At 44.1% G+C, this 18,422-nt stretch carries 18 protein-coding genes; 16 read left to right on the plus strand and 2 right to left on the minus strand.

Annotated features, from left to right (window positions below; translation table 11 throughout):
• The 6 genes from B4J50_RS06455 to B4J50_RS06480 form a co-directional block, all read left to right on the plus strand.
• Window positions 1-1,672: efflux RND transporter permease subunit (locus B4J50_RS06455; RefSeq protein ID WP_286954017.1), on the plus strand; the 1,672-nt coding region annotated here is incomplete at its 5' end.
• Window positions 1,673-1,855: 183 nt separating this feature from the next.
• Window positions 1,856-2,221 carry a desulfoferrodoxin gene (locus tag B4J50_RS06460; protein WP_013047808.1) on the plus strand — a complete coding sequence of 122 codons (366 nt, stop codon included), beginning with the start codon at window positions 1,856-1,858 and terminating at the stop codon, window positions 2,219-2,221.
• A gap of 2 nt (window positions 2,222-2,223) precedes the next feature.
• Complete coding sequence (locus B4J50_RS06465; protein ID WP_286846109.1) at window positions 2,224-2,730, plus strand: ferritin; 507 nt, start codon at window positions 2,224-2,226, stop codon at window positions 2,728-2,730.
• An 83-nt stretch (window positions 2,731-2,813) separates the two neighbouring features.
• Window positions 2,814-3,341: a flavin reductase family protein gene (locus tag B4J50_RS06470; protein ID WP_286846106.1), complete on the plus strand. Its 528-nt coding sequence runs from the start codon at window positions 2,814-2,816 to the stop codon at window positions 3,339-3,341.
• A gap of 45 nt (window positions 3,342-3,386) precedes the next feature.
• The gene (locus B4J50_RS06475; RefSeq protein WP_286954019.1) at window positions 3,387-4,604 is read left to right on the plus strand and encodes an FprA family A-type flavoprotein; all 1,218 of its coding nucleotides are present in this window, start codon (window positions 3,387-3,389) and stop codon (window positions 4,602-4,604) included.
• 49 nt (window positions 4,605-4,653) lie between these two features.
• Window positions 4,654-5,436: a TIGR02757 family protein gene (locus B4J50_RS06480; RefSeq protein WP_286846102.1), complete on the plus strand. Its 783-nt coding sequence runs from the start codon at window positions 4,654-4,656 to the stop codon at window positions 5,434-5,436.
• On the opposite strand, the gene B4J50_RS06485 is transcribed toward B4J50_RS06480, so the two are convergent.
• Window positions 5,423-6,445, minus strand: coding sequence for an asparaginase (locus tag B4J50_RS06485; protein ID WP_286846099.1), 1,023 nt, complete (start codon window positions 6,443-6,445; stop codon window positions 5,423-5,425). The genes B4J50_RS06480 and B4J50_RS06485 overlap by 14 nt on opposite strands.
• 28 nt (window positions 6,446-6,473) lie before the next feature.
• Complete coding sequence (locus B4J50_RS06490) at window positions 6,474-7,748, minus strand: MFS transporter (protein WP_286846097.1); 1,275 nt, start codon at window positions 7,746-7,748, stop codon at window positions 6,474-6,476.
• A gap of 131 nt (window positions 7,749-7,879) precedes the next feature.
• Between B4J50_RS06490 and B4J50_RS06495 the strand changes: the two genes are divergently transcribed.
• From B4J50_RS06495 to B4J50_RS06540, 10 genes are all read left to right on the plus strand, one after another.
• Window positions 7,880-8,386 (plus strand): deoxycytidylate deaminase, encoded by a 507-nt coding sequence (locus B4J50_RS06495; RefSeq protein WP_024822791.1) that lies wholly within the window; start codon window positions 7,880-7,882, stop codon window positions 8,384-8,386.
• Window positions 8,387-8,434: 48 nt separating this feature from the next.
• The gene (locus B4J50_RS06500) at window positions 8,435-9,016 is read left to right on the plus strand and encodes an HDIG domain-containing metalloprotein (protein WP_286846095.1); all 582 of its coding nucleotides are present in this window, start codon (window positions 8,435-8,437) and stop codon (window positions 9,014-9,016) included.
• Window positions 9,017-9,114: 98 nt separating this feature from the next.
• Window positions 9,115-9,750, plus strand: a complete 636-nt coding sequence (locus B4J50_RS06505) for a response regulator transcription factor (protein WP_286954021.1) — start codon at window positions 9,115-9,117, stop codon at window positions 9,748-9,750.
• Window positions 9,747-11,153 carry a sensor histidine kinase gene (locus B4J50_RS06510; RefSeq protein WP_024822788.1) on the plus strand — a complete coding sequence of 469 codons (1,407 nt, stop codon included), beginning with the start codon at window positions 9,747-9,749 and terminating at the stop codon, window positions 11,151-11,153. Before B4J50_RS06505 ends, B4J50_RS06510 begins: the two co-directional genes overlap by 4 nt.
• A gap of 1 nt (window position 11,154) precedes the next feature.
• Complete coding sequence (locus tag B4J50_RS06515; protein ID WP_024822787.1) at window positions 11,155-12,771, plus strand: MBL fold metallo-hydrolase RNA specificity domain-containing protein; 1,617 nt, start codon at window positions 11,155-11,157, stop codon at window positions 12,769-12,771.
• Between the two features lie 80 nt (window positions 12,772-12,851).
• On the plus strand, window positions 12,852-14,363 hold the full coding sequence (locus B4J50_RS06520; RefSeq protein WP_024822786.1) for a hypothetical protein: 1,512 nt from the start codon (window positions 12,852-12,854) through the stop codon (window positions 14,361-14,363).
• Window positions 14,364-14,387: 24 nt separating this feature from the next.
• Window positions 14,388-15,671, plus strand: a complete 1,284-nt coding sequence (gene tyrS / locus B4J50_RS06525; RefSeq protein ID WP_024822785.1) for a tyrosine--tRNA ligase — start codon at window positions 14,388-14,390, stop codon at window positions 15,669-15,671.
• Window positions 15,672-15,688: 17 nt separating this feature from the next.
• A complete protein-coding gene (locus B4J50_RS06530; RefSeq protein WP_286846089.1) occupies window positions 15,689-16,588 on the plus strand; it encodes a hypothetical protein in 900 nt (299 codons plus the stop codon).
• A 65-nt stretch (window positions 16,589-16,653) separates the two neighbouring features.
• On the plus strand, window positions 16,654-17,445 hold the full coding sequence (locus B4J50_RS06535; protein ID WP_286846088.1) for a lysophospholipid acyltransferase family protein: 792 nt from the start codon (window positions 16,654-16,656) through the stop codon (window positions 17,443-17,445).
• Window positions 17,446-17,494: 49 nt separating this feature from the next.
• Window positions 17,495-18,415: a hypothetical protein gene (locus B4J50_RS06540; RefSeq protein ID WP_024822782.1), complete on the plus strand. Its 921-nt coding sequence runs from the start codon at window positions 17,495-17,497 to the stop codon at window positions 18,413-18,415.
• Window positions 18,416-18,422 lie beyond the last annotated feature (7 nt).

Below are 18,422 nucleotides of genomic sequence, written 5' to 3' on the forward strand. Positions count from 1 at the left end.
GTTTTGCCAAAGCCTTTTTCAGGTGGTGGGAATTTCCTTGATTATAAGTTGGGTCCTTGCCGTTACCGTTACCCCTGTAGCCGGTGTGCGTTTTTTAAAAACTTCAGCAAAAGCAGAGATTCCCTACGATACAAAACTTTATAGGATGTATAGAAGATTTCTCAAGGCGTGTATTCGTAAGAGAAAGGTAACAATATTGGTCATGGTTTGTTTGCTTGGTTCTGCTCTCATAGGCTTTACGTTTGTGGATCAATCTTTTTTCCCAAGCTCCACGAGCCCTCTTTTTACAGTGGAATTTTGGCGTCCTCGAGGTGCTTATATAGAAGAGACCCAGAGAGGGGTAGAAAAAGTTGAAGCTTTTGTTTTGAAACAGCCAGAGACAGTTTCTGTAGCAAGCTACGTGGGACAGGGAGCCCTTCGTTTTATTCTCACCTATACGCCAAGTGATTCTTCTGATAGTTATGGACACTTGATAGTGGAAGCTAAGGGTTTGAAATCAGCAGAGTCTTTACGTCGTAAACTGGAAAATTTCATGAATATAGAAATGCCAGATATCGACCCCAGGATTCGTTCCTTTAGTAAAGGAACAGGGGGAGGTGCAAAAATACAGGCGAGGTTTACAGGGGGCGATCCTCGTGTTTTACGACGTCTAGGAGAAGAAGCTTTTTATATGATGAGGAACGATCCCGATTCGATGAACATCCGGAGCGACTGGGGAGAAAGGGTCAAGGTTATTCGTCCCGTACTTGATGAGGTGCGAACCCGACAAACTGGTTTAACACGACAAGATGTAGCATTGGCCCTTGAGATGTCCTTTTCGGGTATACAAGCAGGCTTATACAGAGAGAGGGATAAACTCCTCCCTATTATAGCTAGATTGCCTAAAGCGGATAGGGCGAGACTGGGGGCACTTCCAGAAGTAGAAGTGTGGAGCCCCCTTATGAGAAAATATATAGCCTTAACTCAGATTACAAAAAGCATTGATACCATAGCTGAAGACCCCGTTATTTATAGGCGAAATCGTATGAGGACTTTCTCTGTAGAGTGTGATTCCCGTTCTGGGAAAACAGGTCTTTTATTTGCTCGTATAAAGCCCGAACTGGAAAATATTTCTCTTCCTTTAGGATATAGCCTCAGTTGGGGAGGCGAGTATGAAAGTTCTCAAAAAGCTCAAGGTGGACTTATGGGGATGATTCCTATTGCTTTTTTAGCCATGGTCGCTATATTAGTTGTCCTTTTTAACGGGTTTAAACAACCCATTATGATCCTTCTTTGTCTCCCCTTGTCCATTGTTGGTGTAACGGCGGGATTACTTCTTTTTCATAAATCTTTTGACTTTATGGCTCTCCTGGGATTCTTAAGCCTTGCTGGCATGCTCATAAAAAATGCCATTGTGCTTATTGATCAGATCGATCTCGAAATACGGGAAGGAAAAGAGGGCTTTTTAGCTATAGTGGATTCGGCTATGAGTCGTGCACGTCCTGTTCTTATGGCAGCTATGACCACGGTTTTAGGTATGATCCCTCTCTATTTTGATATCCTCTTTTCTGCTCTGGCAGTTACTATTATGTTTGGCTTGGCTTTTGCCACGGCTTTGACGTTAATTATCGTACCAGTTCTTTACTCTGTTTTTTTTAAAATCCCTGTTTTTAAAGACGAAAATGTTAGGTAGATCTGTCTTTCTGAACTTGACAAATATACCCATGTTCCGTATATTATTAATGAATACATTAAGTTTAGCGACTCGGTAGGGTATAGCTGTGGTAATAATGTTGTAATCAAAAAGAATTCTACTGAAAAGGTATACAGTTTTTATTATCTCAAACACAAAAATCATACAAGAGGAGGAATGACGATGACGAAGAGGTTAGAAGTATATAAGTGTGATTTATGTGGCAATGTTGTGGAAGTACTTCACGCCGGAGCAGGACAACTTGTTTGCTGCAATCAGCCTATGAAACTTCTAGAGGAACAAACAGCTGATGCTTCGACGGAGAAACATGTGCCAGTTATTGAAGGATCAAAAGTTAAGGTAGGAAGTGTTCCCCATCCTATGAAACCAGAGCATTACATTGAATGGATTGAAGTTATTTCAGGGGATAAAATTTACCGTCAATTCTTGAATCCAGGAGATGCTCCTGAAGCTGAATTTCATGAAATTACGCCAGAATTAAGCAGAGAATATTGCAATATACACGGACTATGGAAGGCAGGGAAATAAAGATGATATCGAAAAAAATGCAAGATGCTGTGAATGATCAGATCAATGCCGAGCTGTACTCTTCTTATCTTTATCTATCTATGGCAGCATATTTTGAGGAGAAAAATTTAAGGGGTATGGCTACGTGGATGACGATTCAGGCGTTAGAGGAAAAGGATCATGCAATGAAGTTTTATAACTATATAGTAGAACGCGGCGGGAGAGTTAAGCTACAGGCCATAGCGGAGCCTCCTTTTGAGTGGAAGTCATGCCTTGATGTTTTTAAGGCGGCTCTGGATCACGAGCGTTACGTAACTCGTCGTATTAATGACCTTACAGAGCTGGCTATGGAAGAAAAAGATCACGCAAGCCAGATCTTCCTTCAGTGGTTCGTTACAGAACAGGTAGAGGAGGAGGCAAACGCGGAAGAAATTATTAACAAACTTGAGTTCCTCTCTGAATCGAAGCACGGTGTCTATATGCTCGACAAAGAACTTGGGGCCAGAGTGTATCCTGCCGAGGAAGAGTAATCCGGAAGAATAATTTGAAAGAAAAAAGGGCTGGGCAGATACTGCTCATGCCCTTTTGTGTTAAATAGAGGGGGGCAATAAGCATGGCTGAAAGTATAGATCCGAGGGCGCTGTTTACGGTAAGCTACGGTGTGTATATTTTGAGCACAGAGTGGGAAGAGAAAAAGAACGGACAGATTATCAACGCTTTTATGCAACTGACAGGAGATCCAATTTGTGTTGCGGCATGTCTTCATAAAGACAATTACACTACGGAGTTGTTAGAGAAAAGTCGGCGTTTTTCCCTTTCAGTGCTGGAAGATGCTACTCCCCTTAAATTTATTGGAGTTTTCGGATTCCGTTGCGGCAGAGATTTTGATAAATTTAATGCCTGTTCATACACAATCAGTGAATCTGGACTCCCTGTTGTTACAGATTATGCTTTGGCCTCTATAGAAGGGGAGGTCCTTTCTGTAACAGATATTTTCACGCACAAACTATTTATTGCACAAGTGCGAGCGGCAACAGTGTTGAAAGAGGGGAAACCACTTTTGTACTCAGATTACCATACTATTAAAAAGGGGAAATCCCCTGAGAAAGCTCCTTCTGCTGTTTTTAACGTTATAAAATAATGTGTATATATTAAAGCTATTCCAAAGAATAGAGAGGAGGACATAATGATGGCTCCATTAGAAATTAAATCTGGAGTGTTTTGGGTAGGGGTGCTCGACTGGACGCTCCGGGATTTTCATGGTTATTCTACGGAGAAAGGATCCACGTATAATGCCTATGTTGTTAAAGGGAGCGAAAAAAACGTTCTTTTCGATACGGTCAAGACAACCCATTATGACGAATTTGTACAGCGACTTCGTGAAGTTATAGATCCTGAAAAAATTAATTACATTGTAGTGAGCCATGCGGAGATGGATCATTCGGGGAGTCTTCCTATGGTTGTGGATCTCGTAAAGCCAGAGAAAATTTTTCTTTCAAAACCCTGCAAGGAAGCTTTAGAAGAGCATTTTGGAGAGCAAGTGCGCCAATGGCCCCTGCAGATTGTCGGAACAGGAGACGAGGTTTCTTTAGGTGGGAAAACAATCTCTTTCTTAGAGGCACGGATGCTCCATTGGCCTGATAGCATGTTCTCTTACATAAAAGAAGATAGGCTTTTGATCTCTAATGACGGTTTTGGGCAGCACTATTCGTCGAGTGAGCGATTTGATGATGAAGCTGATTGGGGCGAACTGATGCATCAGACGGCGAAATATTACGCTAATATATTATTACCGTACTCGCCTATTATGATCAAAAAACTTGATGAAATAGCTGCTATGAATATAGAAATTGATATGATTGCACCAGATCATGGCGTTATCTGGAGAAAACATGTTCCGGAGGTAGTATCCGCATATCGACGATGGGCTGAAGGAATGTGCCAAGATAAGGCGGTAGTAGCTTATGACACTATGTGGCATAGTACGGAGACCATGGCGCGCCATGTTGCGGAAGGGCTTATGAGCCGGGGAGTATCAACAGAAGTTATGGATCTTCGAGTGAGTCATCATAGTGATGTAATAACTGAAATGTTGGAGGCAAGAGGAATAGCTTTAGGATCTCCCACCCTTAATACGGGATATTTACCTCGCATGGCAGATCTTGTCTGCTATGTGAAGGGACTTCGTCCTATAAAGAAGGTTGGGGCGGCTTTTGGTTCCTACGGTTGGGGCTGCGAATCGGTTAAGCTTTTAAATCAAGAACTGGAAGCTATGAAAGTTAAAATTGTCCATCCTGGCGTAAAGATTAGGTATGTTCCCAGGGAAGGGGAGCTACAGCCATGTTTCGAGATGGGAATAGCGATTGCTGGCGCTATATATGAAGCCAATACAAAGCAAAAGTAATAAATGTGCATTCTTTAGCAAGGGCAGATTTCCTAAAGAGTGCCGTTCAGTGTTGGAAGCTATTTATACTTCATATACGAAAGAGGAATTAATTCATCCAGATCCTGTAGAATTCCCCCGTCGTTATGAAAATTTGGCAGATCGCGAAGTAACAGCTCTTATTGCCTCCTCGTTGGCTTATGGCAGGGTGCAACAAATATTAAAGAGCGTAACAAAAGTGCTTGTACCTCTCGGGGATAGTCCAGCGGCTTTTCTTCGTGCTGCCAATAAGGAGCAGCTTACCTCTTTATACGGTTCTTTTAAACACCGTTTTACTACAGGGGAAGAATTAGTAACTTTTCTTAATGGCATTGGAAAACTATTGCGGTGTTACGAGCGCCTGGAATTTTGTTTGGAAGAAGCTCTTCTTGAAGGAAAGGATCCTTTACGTGGTATTATAAACTTTGCTGAAAAACTTAAGAGCGCAGCGGGGCATGGATCACTTCTCGCTTCGCCTGTTCAAGGCAGTGCATGTAAGCGTTTTTTCCTTTTTTTGAAATGGATGACGAGAAAAGACGAGGTGGATCCCGGCGGATGGCAGGTTCTCTCCCCTGCAGATCTCTTCGTTCCTGTAGATACCCATATGCATCGAATTGCTCTTTCGTTGGGACTCACTCGAAGAAAGCAGGCAGATTTCAAGACAGTTTTAGAGATTACAGATGCTTTCCGGACCATAGCTCCAGATGATCCTGTTCGTTATGATTTTGCCTTGACTCGCTTTGGGATCCGAGCAGAGCTCGATATTTCAGAACTTGTCGAGCTCTGCCAAGGATCGCCACTTAAGGAAGAGTAATTTCATCGCAGAAGTTTGTATGAAGCCATTTTTCAACATTGTAAGGTTCTACGTAGGGCAATAGGAGCATAAGCTTTGTGATGATGGCCTCTCGGGTCATGTCTTTCCCCGAAATGACTCCCATTTTAAGAGTCTTTCTCCCTACTTCATATACATTGAGATCTACTCCGCCGTAAACACATTGAGTGGTTATTACTACAGGTATCCCCAGGTCTTGAGAAAGTTTAAGCGGTGGAAGAAGGCTCTCTCCAAGATGTGGAACGCCACCCAAGCCCAATGCCTCTATGACAATGGCTTTAGGCTCCATGTTGACAATATACTCAAGGTACCTGGCACGAAACCCCGGGAAAAGAGTGAGGAGAAAAACCGATGTTTCAAGCTCAAATGTCTCATATTCTTTCTGATGAAATAATGGGGTAAGAAGGCTTGGGCGATGAGTTAAAATGGCCTCCCCTTTTTCTATATGGCCTAGATGAGGATAATTAATACTCGTAAAGGCAGTATAGTCGTGGCTTAGGATTTTTTGGGAACGAGGTCCGTGTATAAGCTGGCCGCCAAAAGCTATGGTAATCCCTCGTTGCCGTAGCCGTATCATCTCTGCTGCGAAGAGGAAGGACGAATAAATATTATCAATAGCATCTGTATTTGGCTGAGTAATGGGTTGCATGGAACCTGTTATTACTACGGGCTTGGTGAAATTAGCAATCATAAAAGAGAGAGCAGATGCTGTATATGCCATAGTGTCGGTGCCGTGAAGAATAATAAAAGCGTCATATCTTTTTTCTTGAGCAATGAGGAACATAGCGATACGTTTCCAGTCGAGGGGAGACATATTTGAACTGTCTTTAAATAAAAGGTCATGAACGTCTATCTCTCCTAACTGGGAGAGAGATGGGACATACTTCAATAAATCATGTCCTGTCATAGTGGGAGTAAGACCTTCTCTTCCTTCTCCTGAAGCAATAGTTCCTCCCGTAGAGACAACAAGAAAATGTAACAGATTTGACACCCCCTTCTTTTCTGAGATATGTGTAGCGTTATTGTAGAGAAGCGTTGTGAATTCCTCTCATAACATTTACTTTCCGCAAGATTATGGCTCCAGCTACGAAAGTTAAGGCTAAAATAGCGATCCCAATTCTGCTTGAATGAGTTATCTGCGTAATAAAACCAAATAAAAAGGGGCCGAGGACTCCAGCAAATTTGCTGGAAATATCGTAAAAACCAAAAAATTCGGCACTTTTGGAAGGGGGCAGCATGCGGGCATAAAGACTGCGGCTCATAGCTTGCGTTCCACCTTGTACAGTTCCCACTGCAAAGGCGAGGAGCCAAAAATGCCATGGCGTAGCAAGAAAAATAGCTCCCACAGATATGAGCGTATATCCGAAAAGTCCAACGAGAATAGCCTCCTTGCTTCCTATGCGAGATGCGAGTCTTCCAAAAAAAATGGAGAAAGGCACGCCAACAAATTGGGTTAAAAGAAGAGCGCCTACGAGATGGATCATGGAAATTCCTACTTGAGCCCCATAAATAGCAGCCATGTGTATCATTGTTCCAATGCCATCATTATAGAGCCAGAACGCTATCAAGAATCTAAAAAGATCAGGGTATTTCCGAATCCCTACAAATGTTTTTCCCAGCCGCAGAATAGCCTCTTTTGCCATGTTTTGGGAGTAAGAAATAGTATGGTGCCTTGTGAGCGGTTCTGGTACGTGAAGAAAAAGAGGAAGGGTAAAAAGAGCCCACCATATGGCTACTGACAAGAAAGAAAGTCGCGGGCCGAAAGTACCGGGCCAAATGTAGATCATAACAATATTGAGTGCCAGTAAAATGCCACCACCCAAGTACCCTAAAGCATATCCTAGAGACGAAACCATATCAATGTAATGATGAGGAATGAGGTGGGGAAGGAGTGCATCATAAAAGATGATGGCGGAGGAAAAACCTATCGTTCCAATTGCCATGAAGACAAGAGTGAGGAACCAATCACCATAATCTGTAAAAAACAGAGCACAGGAGGCGAGAATGCCAAGGAGGGTAAAAAAAAGAAGCATTTTCTTTTTCATTTGGCCAATATCCCCTAAAGCTCCGAGAAAGGGAGCTGCAAGGGCACTGCAAAGAAGGGCGATGGCTGATGTATACCCCCAATAAATAGTGGGCAGGTTTCCAGAGAGAAATGGCGTGGCGATTTCTTTGAAATAGACAGGAAGAATTGCGGCCATAATGGTAGTCGCGAAAGCTGAGTTTCCTACATCATAAAGGCACCATGAAAGGACGCGACGATCTTTGAGAATATGAAGACTGTTATTTATCACAAGTTCACCTCTTTGCCATCGAATTTATATTAATATGATAGTACCATAGTGACTGATACCCGTGGGTATATATTCGCAATGATATAATGTCGATCAAGAATAAAGATTTTAAACAAACCGTGGAGGATATGATGACGTATTTTCGTCCAGACTGGGATTCTTATTTTATGATGATTGCTGCTGTAGCTGCAACGCGAGGGACTTGTCTGCGTCGTAAAGTAGGAGCTGTGATTGTAAAAGATCTTCAGATTATAAGTACTGGCTATAATGGGGCTCCTAAAGGTGTTCCTCACTGTTCTGAGGTGGGATGTCTTCGTGAGCAGCTCGGCATTCCTTCGGGAGAGCGCCATGAGATCTGCCGTGGCTCTCATGCAGAGATTAATGCTATTGCTCAGGCGGCGGCAGTAGGAACGAGTACGGATGGGGCCGTGCTTTACTGTACTCACGAACCTTGCTCTTTTTGTACAAAAGCAATAATTAATGCTGGCATCAAGCGAATCGTGTTTGTCTACCCCTATCCCGATGCTTTAGCGGTGCAATTACGATCCGAGGCTTCAATGGAAGTATGCCAGCTCTCTGAAGATGTTTTCCAGGAGATGGATGTCGCTCTTAAGGCTTTTTTGCGACAGAGAGCTTAGGAGTGACTTATGTAAATATGAAAAAGAGAATATGGGGAGGTATGCATTGTGTCTGTAAGTCGTGAAGAGGCCATGAATGTGTTGCGAGAATATAATAAGGATGAAAGCCATATCAAACACGCCTTAGCTGTTGAAGCTGCAATGCGACATTTTGCGAGAAAGGCAGACAATGATATGGAAAAATGGGGGGTCGTTGGGCTGCTCCATGATATAGATTGGGAAAGAACTCAGGATACACCGGAAAGGCATACCCACGAAGGAGCTCTTTGGCTTGAAGCAAAAGGGTACCCAGAAGATATTGTGAGAGCGGTGAAGGCACATGGCTGGGGAATGGTATCAGATGTGAAACCTGTATCTCTTATGGAAAAAACCTTATACGCTGTTGATGAGCTCACTGGCCTTGTTATAGCGGCAGCTCTCGTTCGCCCATCTAAATCTTTGCAAGACCTCACCGTGAAATCAGTGAAGAAAAAATGGAAGGACAAGGCTTTTGCTCGAGGCGTGAATCGGGATGTTATTCTCAAAGGTGCTGAAATGCTGGATGTAGCTATAGATGAGCTTATTGACGGAGTGATCCGTGCGTTGCAACCTATAGAAGAGGAACTTGGGTTGGGCTCCCTAGAGGTGTAAAAGTCGTATAGAGAGTTCAGCTACTTCACCGATTGCCAAAAAGGGTCATTTCGCTATGATAAAAAAATGAGATATATTGACCTTGGAGGGACTATATTATGTCTATACGTGTGGTTTTAGCGGACGATCATCCGCTCACTCGGGCCGGGCTCTCTGCTTATCTTCAACAGGAAAAATCCATAGAGCTAGTGGGAGAGGCAAAAGATGGCATAGAAGCTTGGGAGCTTATCTCTCAGCTTAAACCCGATGTAGCGCTTCTCGATATACGAATGCCTGGAGAGGACGGAGTTTCTATAGCTCGCCGTATTAAGGAAGAAAAACTTCCAGTATTTTCTATCATGCTTACATCCTATGATGCACATCAGTATGTAGTAGCCTCACTTCGAGCTGGGGCTAGAGGGTTCGTGTTAAAAACGGCTACTCCCCAGGAATTAATACGAGCTATACAAACAGTGGTACAGGGAGGATTGTACCTTGATTCCGAAGTAGCTACAGTTGTAGGGGATAGAGAGTTAGTACCTGAATCCCTATCTTCCCGAGAACGAGAGGTGTTAGTCCTCGCCTCGAAAGGCCTTTCAAGTAAAGAGGTGGCTTCTGAACTTTTTATTAGCGAGCGGACGGTACAAACTCACCTGGCTTCAATTTACGATAAGCTAGGAGCGAGGAATAAGACGGAAGCTTTACTTCTTGCTTTGAAGTACGGAGTTGTAACCCTCGAGGAATTGCTGGAATGAGGCGTCATCTGCTTCTTCTCCTTATTTTGGCTGTTACCCTCCCCACGCTGGCCGTGCTGGTGGTTTCCAGCGTGGCCATGATACATCAGGAATGGGCTATGGAGGCTGTTACTCGGTCCTATGTAGAGGATTTGGCAGAAAATGTAGCGTCGTGGCTGAATTTAGATTCTCCTTTTTGGGGGGGAGGGGGAATGTATCCTTCTATTTTCAGACAGCTTAAAGTCTTTTCATGGGGTCCTTCTCTTCCTGGATGGATCGCAGTTATAACTCCTGACGGTAAAGTGCTCATGGCTTCTCCCGGAGTGAGTAATCTCGCAGCTATTTGGGATCCACGTATTCCTATCGGCCGTGCTGTGGAGGTGCGAGATCGGCAAGGAGATCGCTATACTATTGCTGTATACCCTATTGACGAAGGGAGCCGTTTGGTTATTGCGGCTGTGGCTTGGCGCCAGCTTATTGGACCGTTGCTTCGCTTCGGTCATATTTGGCCTGTGCTCATTGTTCTTATGACCCTTACAAGCCTTATCGCTGTCTGGGCAATGTGGCGGTGGCTTATTTTGCCTCTTCGTCGGATGATGATAGAGGTAGATTCCCTTGTATGGGGGAAAGAATTGCCTGAGCCAGATGATCCTCAAGCTGTTTTTGAACTGGGTCGTCTTCGCCGGGCCTTGTATAGATTGGCCAAGGCAGCTATTGAGCGAGACGATTTGAGGAACCGATATGTTCATGATATTGTCAGTGTCCAGGAAGACGAAAAGAAGAGGATTGCCAGAGAGATCCATGACGGACCTCTTCAGGATATTACAGCTATGATCCAACAAATGCGCCTTTTTGATATGAATCTATGCGGAGAGGTAGGACAGACTCATTTAAAATTGGCGGAAGAAGCAGCGCAAATGGCGGTACGTGAAATGAGAGAGATGTGTGACTCTCTTTCTCCACCATGGCTTGAGCTCGGCGGAGAACATGCCCTTACAGAACTAGCTGATCGGCTGGCTAGACATAACGGAATAGATGTAACTATCGATGTAGATGAAGATCTGAGCTTATCTTCTGAAATAGTTCTTGCTTTTTTCAGAATTTTTCAGGAAGCGGTCTCTAATGCAGTGCGTCACGGTCAGGCTACGTCTGTACATGGAGAGATCTTTCCCAGGGGATCTTTTATCCATTTTAACATCCAAGATAATGGCATAGGTTTTGAGTTGAACCAGACTTTTGAAGAACTCCTCTTAAAGGGGCATCGAGGCTTAGCGAACATGATGGAACGTATCACGACATTAAAGGGAGACTTTCATGTCGTTTCAGCACCCGGGCAGGGGACGTTGCTCCAATGCGTTGTTCCTTATAAGCGAGAAGAGATCCTTGATGAAACGAAAGGAGGCAGCCCCGAAAGGGACGAATAGAATGAGATTAAAGGTTCTAGGTGCTGCAGGAGAAGTTACTGGTTCTAACTATTTGATCGAATGTGGGAAAAGCCGAATTCTAGTAGATTGTGGAATGTATCAGGGTAGGGGAGAGGATACGAAGAACAGAAGTGAATTTGACTTTGTGCCATCAAGTATCGACGCTGTTCTTCTTACCCATGCTCATATTGATCACTCTGGACGCGTACCCCTCCTTGTCCAAAGAGGGTTTAAAGGAAAAATATGGGCTACTCTTCCTACTGTAGAACTGGTGAATGTCTTATGGCAAGATTCTGTAAGGCTTATGAAGGAAGAAGCAGAATGGAAGACGAGGAAAAATGCCAGAAAAGGTCTTCCACCTGTAGAACCTCTCTATACTCAGGAGTATGCAGAAAGAGCTTCCCAATTGCTCTCTCCTGCTACATACGATGATAAGATAGAAGTGGCTCCTCATATTTCCGTGAGATTTAGAGATGCCGGACATATCCTTGGCAGCGCTATTCTCGAAATATGGTTGCAAGAGGATGGAGATGAGGTAAAGATTGTTTTTAGCGGCGATCTCGGACCGCAAGAGACGGTTATGGAGAGAAATCCTGCCATTATTTCTCGGGCAGATTATGTAGTCATAGAATCGACCTACGGAGATCGGCTCCACCGCTCTAACGATGAGACACGAGCTGAATTTCGTAGTGTTATCAAAGAGGCTTTAAGATCTAGGGCAAAAGTGATGATACCCACTTTTGTTGTTGATCGAGCACAACGTATTCTTTTTGAGCTGATGCTCCTTCAAAAAGAGGGGATTCTTCGAGATGGTGTTCCTATATTTTTCGATTCTCCTATGGGAGTGAAAGCGACTGAAATTTATAATCACCACTTAAGTCTTCTGTCGCGAGAAATACAAGGACATGTAAAAGAAGGGGATGACCCCTTCTCGCCAAAACATCTTCAATATGTAGAGAGCGTCGAAGATTCTCGTCAAATTAACGACATAAAACATGCGATAGTAATGGCAGGTAGCGGCATGTGCAATGGTGGCCGTATAGTTCATCATTTAAAACACGGCATTTGGGATCCTCATAATCAAGTGGTTTTTGTAGGGTATCAAGCACGCGGAACAATCGGACGTCGACTTGTTGATGGGGAAAAAACATTGCGTATTGCAGGAGAAGAATTGAACGTAAAAGCAAAACTTCATACGATCAATGGTTTTTCCGCTCATGGAGATAAAAACGACCTTCTTGCATGGGCAGGAAATTTTGAGAACCGCCCTGTTTTCTTTATTACCCATGGAGAGCCGAAATCTTCTATGGCTCTCGTAGGAGCTCTTAAGGAAAGAGGCCTGCAAGCCATGGCGCCAGTAGTGGGAGAAGAGTTCGAGCTTACGCCACTTAAGGGCATAGAGACATCCATCTCAATTCCGGCAGCTGTCCCGCGCATAAAGAGTCTGGATCAGATGAATGATCTTCTCACCGATATAGTAGAGCTGGCAGCTTCTATTCGGGCAAAATCAGAGGAAGTGAAGGAACCGGAACCTCTTTTGCCTCTCCTTCAGTCTACGATTGTTTTGTTAGAAACAGCTGAACAGAAAACTGGCATATTTGAGGAGAAAGAAGTATAAAATATTATCCCCTTTCTGGTCATGTTGCTCTTTTAAGTCTATGATAGAAAGGTTGATTTCCATAGCTGGGAGGGAGAAAAATGAGAAAAGGACTTTATTTTTGGGGTGCTTTCATTTCGTGTTTTGTCATTATCGGGCTTGCTATTCTATTTATAGGAAGGCAACCTGAACAGCGCACTGTTTCTGCACCCATCCCAACGCCTGAAGCGTCTACACCTTATGTATACGTAGAAGGAGAGGGGAAGGTTTTTTCTTTTCCTATTCCCAGCGATCTTATGGAAGAAGCAGAGCAGGCTCGGCCTTTCCTGCAAGTAACTCAATCCGTGTCTCCGTTTCTTTCCTACTCTCGCCAGGGAGCGTGTCTTGTTGCGTGGCGAGACAATCAGCCCCACCTTTACGCTGCGGCTCTTTTTAATCTTACAACAACTCAGAGTCTGGAAAAAGGAGCAATTCCCGAAGAATGGTCTTCTTTGAAAGATGCTATTTCTTTGGTTCGAGATGAAAAAGGTACGACTCGCTTAGATTGGGGAAAAGATATGCCTTCTCTTTATGTTGTTGTAGATGGTGGTTTATCCCTTTTTTCCACATCGCTAGAAGATTTGGGTCATATGAAAATTATTCTAAAAAATGAAGAAGAGAAGTTTAAAACCGATTGGAAAGTGAGCCGTGACTGGAAAAACCACTTCCGTTTTTATGATGGAGGCCTGCTTTCTCAGCTTCTTTCTTTGGACGGTTTTGATGTTACCCTCGTCCCGTGTGCTTTAGACGCGTCATGGGTAGAAAATAGCGAGCGGGGAGAGTTTAAATGGAAAATTTCTGGAATTGAAGCTCTGATCCCATCTCAAATTTTGGGAAGTCTTTCCACTTCTCGATGGGATTATCGAATGATTATTCCTGAGCCTCTTGTTTTTGCCGCAGGGATTAATCTTCCTAACATGGAGGGGCTCCCTATAGAAGAAGAGATCTTAAGTGAAATATCAGCAGATTTCCCTCTAACACAGCAAGAACTATTCTCCTTGCTGAAAGGTCCAGTTTCTTTAACTGTAGGGGGAAACAGCAAAATCCTCTTTTTCACCCTCCCTGGTTTTCTTGTCCAATTCCCAGAGCGAGGTGCGGTAGGGCAAAAATTAGCAGAAGCATTTTGGGATCAGGAATGGAGAATGCTTGTTCCCTCTGTTCATCCTCTTGAAGGATTCCCCGCAGGGGGAACTACAGACATTCCCTTTACTATTGTAGGAGTGGCAAATGATAATTTGGCAGCCTTTGGTGTGATCCAGAAAAATGATGTTAAGGAAGGGAGAAAGGCAAGTATTGTAATCCCTTCCCTCAAAGGGACTTCTGAAGCTTTTGCGTGGTTATATGGCGACGGTCAACGTTTGGCAGAAGCTTTGGAAATGATAGCAAGGGCTTCCGCTTTAGCGGGGAAAATGGGAAGTGAAGTAGGGCATAGTGCTGAAGAGCTTGCTCAGATTGCTGCAAACCTTCGAAAAGTAGGTGAAATATCTATAGTTATGCCAAATATTCACGAGGGGCATGTACGATGGTCGTTCCCCGCGAAGAGCGAAACGCTTGAGAACGACTCAAATATATAAAGGAAGTATAGGAGGAAAAGTGCAATGGAAAATGCTTTCCACGTTCTTCAGGAACGGGGTCTAATCGAATGGAGCAGTCATCCAGAAGAATTGGAAGACTTGTTTAATAGTAAAGAGATGCTCACGGCATATGTGGGTTTCGATCCTACGGCAGACAGTCTTCACGTAGGCCATTTGATCCCTATTATGACATTGAGCTGGCTTCAACGCTTAGGCCATCGCCCGATCTGTCTTGCTGGTGGTGGGACAGGTATGATTGGAGATCCTTCAGGAAAAAGCAAGGAACGTAATCTCCTTTCTCCCGATATGGTGAGAAAAAACATAGAGGGTGTACGGAAACAACTCGAACATTTTATGAATTTTGATTGTGGCGAGAATTCGGCAATTATCGTAAATAACTACGATTGGCTGCAGCATATAACTGTCCTTGATTTCCTGCGAGACGTGGGAAAATATTTTTCTGTTAATTATATGATTAACAAAGAACATGTGAAATCAAGATTGGCGGACCCAGAAAAAAGTATCTCCTACACAGAGTTTTCTTATACACTTCTGCAAGCTTACGATTTTATGCATCTTCTAAAGACCTACAAGTGTCGTGTGCAAATGGGCGGGAACGATCAGCAGGGGAATATCGTTTCAGGTATTGATTTAATTCGAAAATGTACAGGAGACCAGGTTTTTGGTTGGACGAACCCCTTACTATTGAATTCCTCGGGAACCAAGTTTGGTAAAACAGAGGGCGGTGCGGTATGGCTTGACCCGAAGCGAACGTCCCCATACCGTTTCTACCAGTTCTGGATCAATACCGAGGACGAAATGGTAGATCGTCTGTTACGGTTCTTTACTTTCCTTCCTCTAGAAGAGATTCATGACATCATGAAGAAGCATGAACAGTCACCAGAGCAGCGGGAGGCTCAGAAAAGGCTAGCATGGGAAGTAACCTCTCTTGTCCACGGCACTCACGCAGCAGAAACTGTTCGTCAAGCCAGTGAGATTCTCTTTGGTGGAGATGTGTCCCACGATGAAATGACGGGAGAGCTTATGGAGATGCTGGCAGGAGAAGTTCCTAGCAGCATGATAACGGAAAGGTTGCCACTTTCTCTTGTTGATGTTTTGGCTTCTTCTGGAGCATGTCAAAGCAAGGGAGAAGTTAGACGTCTTATTCGAGGTGGAGGAGTCTACCTTAATGGAGAACGAGTTTCTGACGAAAACACCGTAATAGATGAGGAGCATCTTATAGCAGAGCGTTTTGTTTTTGTGAGACTTGGCAAGAAGCGATTCCATCTTCTGGAAGTGAAACATTAGCTTCGGCGGTGTTGCGTGTGAACATGTGTGGGGACTCTCTTGTTTGGCTTCTTACAAGCTCTCTGCCTGTTTGGGAATTGGCAGTCATTGGTTCCCTTGTGAGAGAGCTTCGGGGGCGTTTACCTTACTTCAGGTTCTTTGCTCTTAAAAATGACCAATGGTTAGATTTCTCAACGCCAGAATTATGGTCCTCTCTCTCATGGAGAGATAAAGCGTTGCTGTTTGCGACGAAGGGAAGGATTTGGCATGTATGGGGGACACCACCTCCCTGGTGGCATCTTATTGGTGTTCACGCCAAAACGATTCAGAGCACGAGCGGATTGAAGGCCTCTTACCGGGGTCTTCCCCAAAAAAGTTTTTTTATACCACCTGCTTTTGAATCAAAAATTTCATGGGCTTTAGCTGAAGAGGGTTTTAAATGTAGCGGGGCGCCGGCTCTTTTCATAGCCGGCGTCCCTAATGAAGCAACTGGCTATTGGTTATCTATCCTCTTGAACCAAACTATGCCCATTTTTAAAGTGCCATTTCCCAAACAGCAAGAGTGGCCTGGAAAAACTCTTTCTCACTCTTCATATATATTGCCGCTTATGGGTCAGAGAGGGGGAGTGTTGTTGCTTTTGTCAGATCACCCCTCTTTGGCTTTGCTGGCAGCACAAGCTTCTATTCTCGGTGTTCCCGTTTTGAGCCCCCCTTCTGCCTTTCTCGACCGACTTTTAGGCTCTGAAGGGTATGTGAGGGTTCAGAAATCTTCTGACGGCCCTCTTTTGTTTGAAGAATTTCTTTTCTCTTCTTTCTCTTCTCAAGGGAAAAATACGGCTGTAAAAGCCCGAAATTGCCTGCTTAACGTGTGGACGCCTCAAGAGAGTGTGGACGCCCTTCTTAAAATTTACTCTCAACTGGATGGTGCATTGAAGTGAGCTCTGGTTCTATTTTGTTAAAAATATTTCAAAAGTGCGCTGCCCCAGGCTGGCGTGCCACAGCGATGGCCAAACTAGTTCATCGTCTCTTGTGTTCTATTGCCCCTCGAAAGGCAGTAGCACTTTCTAATATGGGAAATTCCTCTTTCCCGTCATCAGAAAGCTGGCGTAATGAAACTCTTTCAGGTGTGTACAATCATATAGCCTGGATGCTTTCGGAGTATCTTGTATTGGTAGATAACCCCCGTCAGGCTCTTGATTGGGTTGTAGATATAGAAGGAGAAAGTATCCTCCAAGACTTGTTCATGCGGCAAAAAGGAGCGGTCATTCTTACAGCTCATTTGGGAAACTGGGAGTTGTTGGCTGCATGGCTTTGTCAGCGAGGATACCCTCTCTATGCGGTGGTACGAGATCCCGATGATAGTGATATTGCAGATTTAATTGAAGAATACCGCTCTCGCGTAGGACTTCGAACCCTTAAAAAGAGATTCATAATGAAAGAGGCTGTGAGATTAGTGCAATCGGGGGCTTTTCTTGGTCTTCTTGCCGATCAGGATGGCGGTCCTTCCGGCATTTCTTCAACGTTCTTAGGGAAAAAATGCTCTACTGTCAACGGACCGGCTGCTATTTCTCTTATGGCTGACGTTCCCATTGTGCCTGTTATTTCTTATCGCATTGCTCCCTTTCACCATCAAATCATTGTCTCTCCTCCGCTGCTTCTTCCAGAGGAAGGGAAGCGTAAAGAAAGAATAGAAGCTATTACCCTTACTGCCGATACCGTCATAGAGAAGATGGTATATCGCCATCCGGAGCAGTGGCTCTGGCTCCATCGACGTTGGCACACCTCTTTACCTTGATAAGATTATTCCCTCGTGGTATGCTTTTTAGAGAAAGGAGGGGGTAATAGTGATCTATGAGCTGATGTCTTCGGGCAACATCGTCAGGCTTCCGGATACGATGACAGTGCCTGGTCTTCCAAAAACTGATGCTCCACGGGTCGTTCTCCTCCTGCCATATAATAGGATCCTTATTGGATCTTCCTCTATCCTTAACGATGAAAAATGGGTATGGGGCAAATTAGGGGATGTGGAGATGACTGAGGTCTTTTTGTACCAAAATAAACCCCTTTCTCTGGCTGTAGAGAGCCTTCATACTATTTTTCTTAGTGCGGAGATAGTGTCCGAGCTTCGGAGGAGCTTGTTAGGGCAGATGGAACCTCCTGGCGAGCATGTACCAGCGATACTCATTCTTAAAGGGTTGCTTCGTAACGACATGGTCGATCTTTTAACAGAAGAAACCTTGCAAGATGAACATTTTATTCTAGAACTTATAGAAAGAGACCAATCTGTCAAACAGGCCTATTGGGGTGTTCGTTTCGCTTTAGCTCGAAATGATTATTCCTCAGTAGCGCGAATTAAGACATGGCTTAAGAGTGCTGGAGGTGCTTTTAGCGATCAGAGTCATCAACCCCAGATCTGGTTTTCTCTTACAGATTTGCCGGGAGGAAAGGATATGGCTGAGCTTGAAACACTCTCTTTCACTCTTGATGATCTACAGCGCATGACGTCTCAACGTTCTCGCCCGGTAGTTCTCTTTAGTCGAACTGGATACCTTATTTTATCGGAACAATCTTTGGATAAAACTGAAACCATCTTCCGTGTGTGGCTTTATCTGCCCTTGCCTTTGTGGAATGAGCTGAGGGAAAAAGGAAAGTTGTCAATACGGGAGATTATATCTGCGTCGTGGGGGTATTTAGAAGCTCGGGAAGCGATGAGGGAAATGGAGTATTATGGCAGAAAAAGACAGGCTACTACGTATCCGAACTAAACAAAAT

The sequence above is a fragment of the Aminobacterium sp. UBA4908 genome, assembly GCF_002398115.1.
Taxonomy (GTDB): domain Bacteria; phylum Synergistota; class Synergistia; order Synergistales; family Aminobacteriaceae; genus Aminobacterium; species Aminobacterium mobile.

Excerpts from the sequence above, each read along its gene's own strand:
- B4J50_RS06535 (WP_286846088.1), top strand. The coding sequence starts at position 16,654 with ATGGCCAAACTAGTTCATCGTCTCTTGTGTTCTATTGCCCCTCGAAAG.
- tyrS (WP_024822785.1), top strand. The coding sequence starts at position 14,388 with ATGGAAAATGCTTTCCACGTTCTTCAGGAACGGGGTCTAATCGAATGG.
- B4J50_RS06520 (WP_024822786.1), top strand. The coding sequence starts at position 12,852 with ATGAGAAAAGGACTTTATTTTTGGGGTGCTTTCATTTCGTGTTTTGTC.
- B4J50_RS06460 (WP_013047808.1), top strand. The coding sequence starts at position 1,856 with ATGACGAAGAGGTTAGAAGTATATAAGTGTGATTTATGTGGCAATGTT.
- B4J50_RS06515 (WP_024822787.1), top strand. The coding sequence starts at position 11,155 with ATGAGATTAAAGGTTCTAGGTGCTGCAGGAGAAGTTACTGGTTCTAAC.
- B4J50_RS06495 (WP_024822791.1), top strand. The coding sequence starts at position 7,880 with ATGACGTATTTTCGTCCAGACTGGGATTCTTATTTTATGATGATTGCT.
- B4J50_RS06470 (WP_286846106.1), top strand. The coding sequence starts at position 2,814 with ATGGCTGAAAGTATAGATCCGAGGGCGCTGTTTACGGTAAGCTACGGT.
- B4J50_RS06465 (WP_286846109.1), top strand. The coding sequence starts at position 2,224 with ATGATATCGAAAAAAATGCAAGATGCTGTGAATGATCAGATCAATGCC.
- B4J50_RS06475 (WP_286954019.1), top strand. The coding sequence starts at position 3,387 with ATGATGGCTCCATTAGAAATTAAATCTGGAGTGTTTTGGGTAGGGGTG.
- B4J50_RS06510 (WP_024822788.1), top strand. The coding sequence starts at position 9,747 with ATGAGGCGTCATCTGCTTCTTCTCCTTATTTTGGCTGTTACCCTCCCC.
- B4J50_RS06505 (WP_286954021.1), top strand. The coding sequence starts at position 9,115 with ATGTCTATACGTGTGGTTTTAGCGGACGATCATCCGCTCACTCGGGCC.